Consider the following 4,884-nt stretch of genomic DNA (forward strand, 5'->3'; position numbering starts at 1 on the left):
TTCTAGTGTTAATTAAATGTAAATTTTCCTTAAAGAATAAGAATTCATGCCGATATAAGAAATATAAACTTAATCGATAAGCTATTAAGGTAAAGGAATAAAGTAACATAAAGAGAGGGGAACGAATATGAAATTGACGGTTGGCAGAAAATTAATTCTCGTTTTTGCTTCTATCATTATTATTATCCTTGGCTTAAGCTTAGTAAATATGATGAATATGAACAGCATAAAGTCGGAATCGGCAAAGGTTTCTAAGCACCAGCTTCCTTCTGTTATTTACGCTTCTGAAATGAGACATATTATGAACAGCCTCGTTACACAAGAGCTTTACTACGTCAACTCAACGAATGAGAGTAACCGTAAGGAATACGCTTTAACAATGGAAGCGTTATTATCAAGACATAAGGCTGTGACGAAAAAATATGAAGCTCTTTTATCAAATGAAGAAGAGAAAACGCTTTACGACGATGTTAAAAAAGAATGGGATGATTACCTTGCTATGCATGAAGAGATGATGGCAGAAGGACAGGCTAATAATGTTGAAAAGGCAGAGGAAATCCTCCGTAAAGCAAGCTGGAGCTTATCAAGTATTAATATTAATATGAATAAGCTTGTTGAATTAAGTGAAAAAAGTGCTAATAAGGCTAGTGAGGAAATAGACGAGCGTTATACAAAATCAACTATTTTATCGCTCGTTTTCATTGTTATTGCTATTACCTTAGCTGTTGTTCTCGGGAATATTTTATCTAGAAATATCTCAATCCCAATCCGTAAAATGGCAGCACAGGCAAAGCAGGTTGCAAGAGGAAATCTTGTTGACGAGGAAATAACGATTCGCAATAAGGATGAAATTGGTCAGCTTGCAAAGGATTTTAATGAAATGACGAAAAGTTTACGCTCTGTCATTACAACAGTATCAGGACATTCAGAGCAGGTTGCGGTAACATCTAAACAGCTGACAGCTAGCGCAGAGCAATCAGCTAAAGCGTCTGAGCAAATTACATTTTCCATTCAAGAGGTTGCAAGTGGATCTGAATCACAAATGCATCAAGCAATTGAAGCGAATAATGCTGTCGAGGAAATTTCTAAAGGCATGAATCAAGCTGCGTCATCTATTCAGGTTGTCGCAGATATATCAACTGAAGCTACTGAGCGGGCAGCTGCAGGGGATATCGTTGTACGAGATACAGTTTCGCAAATGAATGCTGTACAAGCTCAAGTTCGTCAAACAGCAAAGGTTGTTAATTCACTAGGAGAGAAATCTGCACAAATTCGTAAAATTGTTGCATTAATAACCGAGGTTGCTGATCAAACGAATTTACTTGCCTTAAACGCAGCGATCGAGGCTGCAAGAGCTGGAGAGCACGGACGAGGCTTCGCTGTTGTTGCCGATGAGGTTCGAAAGCTTGCAGAACAATCTAGTCATGCAGCAGAAGAAATCAGTCAAATAATTATAGAAATAGGAAACGAAGCAACGAATGCGGTAGAAGCGATGCAAGCTGGATCGGAAGCTGTTGATGGCGGGATTGTAAAGGTTGAAGAAACGGGTAACGCGTTTAAAGAGATTGCTAAAAAAATTGAAGAGGTTGCCTTACATACACAGGATGTATCTACAGTCGTTCAACAGGTCTCAGCAAGCTCTGATTCGATGGTATCATTAATAAATGGGGTCGCTTCCTTATCTGAGCAAGCGGCTGGAAACACGCAAAATGTTGCAGCAGCTTCCGAGGAACAAAACGCATCGATGGATGAAATTACGAAATCAGCCTTGGAGCTTAGTCATATGGCAAATGAGCTTCAGAGCATCGTAAGCAAATTTAATGTGTCATCTAAAGAAGAAAATAGTAGACAACAAGAGAGAAAAATACAAAAAACTAAGAGAAAGTTAAAGCTATTTTATAAATAAACAATTAAGTAGACGATTTTTTGGAAACTATAAGAGAATTTTATATAATAAGGATATCTATATATGAGACTTTCCTTTGATTAACGTGATAGACCTCCACATTTCATTGGTGGTCTATCATGGGTATACGGGATAAATAGGATGGGGGATTAACTTGCTTATTACTGAGCGTCATCGTTTAATATTAGATTTATTAAATGAAAAGGAACATGTGAAAATTCAAGAGCTAGTTGAATTAACAAATACGTCTGAATCAACATTGAGAAGAGATTTGGATCAGCTTGAAAAGCAACATTATTTAAAACGTGTCCATGGCGGGGCATCCCTCTTGCAAAAGAAACGTCAGGAACGAAGTGTTATCGAGAAAGCAACGCAAAACCTCCAGGAAAAAAAGCAAATTGCAAAATATGCTGCTGAGCTTATCCATGATGAGGAATGCATTTATTTAGATGCAGGGACAACCACCTTTCAAATGATCCCTTTTTTAAAGCAAAAGAATCTCGTTGTTGTGACAAATGGTGTTGACCATTTAGAAGCCTTACTAGATAAAAATATTACAACCTATTTAATCGGCGGCTATGTTAAAAAAGTAACAAAAGCCTTAATTGGGCGAAATGCATATGAAAGCATCCAAAATTATCGCTTTGATAAATGCTTTATTGGGGCAAATGCGATACATCCTGAATTAGGATATACAACACCTGATCCTGAGGAGGCACATATTAAAGAAAAAGCAATCTCTCTTTCACGAGAAGCCTATGTGCTAGCAGATCATACAAAGCTTGGTGAAGTATCATTTGCTAAGTTTGCCGATTTAAACAAAGCAAAAATTATCACAAGTGTTGATGAAACAATACGGTTGAACCGATATACAGAAAAAACTAAGCTTTATCTTGCGAAATAATCATCAGATTAAAAATCTCTATTAGTTACTGAGCATTGGGAGGCTAGAGAAGGCTATCTCCCTCGGCACGGATTTAACGGAACATCCCAATATGATTTGTACTGGCATAAAAAAATCCATTTAGCATATACATGGCTACAAGAAAGAATGGGGGAAATGATATGAATGAAATCCTATTTTTAATTGTTGCTCTGTTAATACTAAGTATGATAACCGGAATGAGAATGCTTATAAACGTATGGGGAAAAAAATACCGCTATAAAAGCACGTGGGAGCTATTATATTCTGATGATGATAGAGCGGCGAAAAAGCAGCGACGGTATAGTAGATAAAAGCAGATAATTTCCTGCTTTTTTATTTTGCCTTTAACCTAAACTAATAGTAAAATTAACTGTTAGCAAATTGTTCTTTCATCAGCATTGTAGTATAGTTGAAGCACTAATTTATATAAAAGAGGTAATCGAAAATGAGCTTACAAGAGGAAATTAATAAACGTCGGACCTTTGCTATTATTTCGCATCCGGATGCAGGGAAAACGACGTTAACGGAAAAATTGCTGTACTTTGGGCAAGTAATTCGTTCAACAGGTACAGTTAAAGGAAAAAAAACTGGGAAATATGCAGCATCTGACTGGATGGAAATTGAAAAGAAGCGTGGAATTTCCGTTACATCAAGTGTGATGAGCTTCCCATATCATGACTTCCACGTCAATATTTTGGATACGCCTGGTCATGAGGACTTTAGTGAGGACACATATCGGACGTTAACAGCTGTTGATAGTGTGGTAATGATTATCGACTCCACAAAAGGGGTTGAGCCGCAAACAATTAAATTATTTAAAGTATGTCGGATGAGAGGAATTCCGATTTTTACATTTATTAATAAATTAGACCGAGAAGGAAGAGAGCCATTAGAGCTTCTTTCCGAAATTGAAGAGGTTCTCGGAATTGAATCATACCCAATGAACTGGCCGATTGGAATGGGCAAACGCTTCTTAGGAATTTATGACCGCTTCCAAAACCAAATTGTCCGCTTTAAGGGAGATGAGGAAGAGGAAATCATTCCTTTAAGTGATGTATCAAAGCATGGTATCGATGAAAACCCGACTTATCAAGACACTCTAGGTGAGATTGAGCTTCTTGAAGAGGCAGGAAATGAATTTACTCGTGAACGTGTTGAAAATGGTGAGTTAACGCCAGTGTTCTTTGGCAGTGCGTTAGCAAACTTCGGTGTTCAAACATTCTTTGATACATTCCTTCAATTTGCTGCACAGCCTCAGCCGCGAAAAACGAATGAAGGCTTAGTGGAACCAGAAAAAGAACAATTTTCTGGATATATTTTCAAAATCCAAGCAAATATGAACCCAGCACATCGTGACCGTATCGCCTTTTTACGTGTTTGCTCAGGTAAATTCGAACGAGGAATGAGCGTCAATCTTAGTCGGACAAACAAAACGATTAAGCTAAACCAAACGCAAGCCTTTATGGCAAAGGATCGCGATACGGTTGATGAAGCCTATCCAGGAGATATTATCGGGATTTACGACCCAAATATTTACCAAATTGGTGACACGTTAATCGGTGGAAAAGCTCAGTTCCATTATGAAGAGCTGCCACAATTCCCGCCAGAATTGTTTAAACGAGTACAGGCAAAGAACGTTATGAAGTCGAAGCAATTTAGAAAAGGGATTGAGCAGCTTGTTCAAGAGGGAGCAATCCAATTATTCAGACAAGAGTTAAATGACTCGCTCATTCTTGGGGCAGTTGGTCAATTGCAATTTGAAGTATTTGAATATCGGATGAAGGCTGAATACAATGTAGACATTGAGTTTACCCCATTAGGAGAACGGATTCCACGCTGGATTAAAAGTGAGAAATTTGATAAACGTTTCTTTGATTCACGTAGTATGCTCGTTCGTGACCGTTACGGCTCATATGCTGTACTCTTTGAAAATGAGTTTACATTACGTTATTTCTTAGAAAATCAAAAGGAAATCGAGCTTGTCGATCTGTTTGAAGAAAATGACTATCAAGGTGTTACAGCACATAAATAATACGTTTGAACAATTAAAAAT

4 protein-coding genes are annotated in these 4,884 nt (G+C 37.7%); all 4 read left to right on the top strand.

From position 1 onward, the window contains the following. The first annotated feature begins 127 nt into the window (after positions 1–127). On the top strand, positions 128–1,906 hold the full coding sequence (locus tag HU235_RS23835) for a methyl-accepting chemotaxis protein (RefSeq protein ID WP_174881813.1): 1,779 nt from the start codon (positions 128–130) through the stop codon (positions 1,904–1,906). Between the two features lie 154 nt (positions 1,907–2,060). Then, entirely contained in the window at positions 2,061–2,810 is a 750-nt protein-coding gene (locus tag HU235_RS23840; RefSeq protein ID WP_174881814.1) for a DeoR/GlpR family DNA-binding transcription regulator, read from the top strand. A 161-nt stretch (positions 2,811–2,971) separates the two neighbouring features. After that, positions 2,972–3,142: a hypothetical protein gene (locus HU235_RS23845; protein ID WP_170944186.1), complete on the top strand. Its 171-nt coding sequence runs from the start codon at positions 2,972–2,974 to the stop codon at positions 3,140–3,142. 134 nt (positions 3,143–3,276) lie between these two features. Continuing rightward, complete coding sequence (locus HU235_RS23850; RefSeq protein WP_095297114.1) at positions 3,277–4,863, top strand: peptide chain release factor 3; 1,587 nt, start codon at positions 3,277–3,279, stop codon at positions 4,861–4,863. Positions 4,864–4,884: the final 21 nt, after the last annotated feature.

The organism is Metabacillus niabensis (assembly GCF_902829255.1).
GTDB classification, from domain to species: domain Bacteria; phylum Bacillota; class Bacilli; order Bacillales; family Bacillaceae; genus Metabacillus; species Metabacillus niabensis.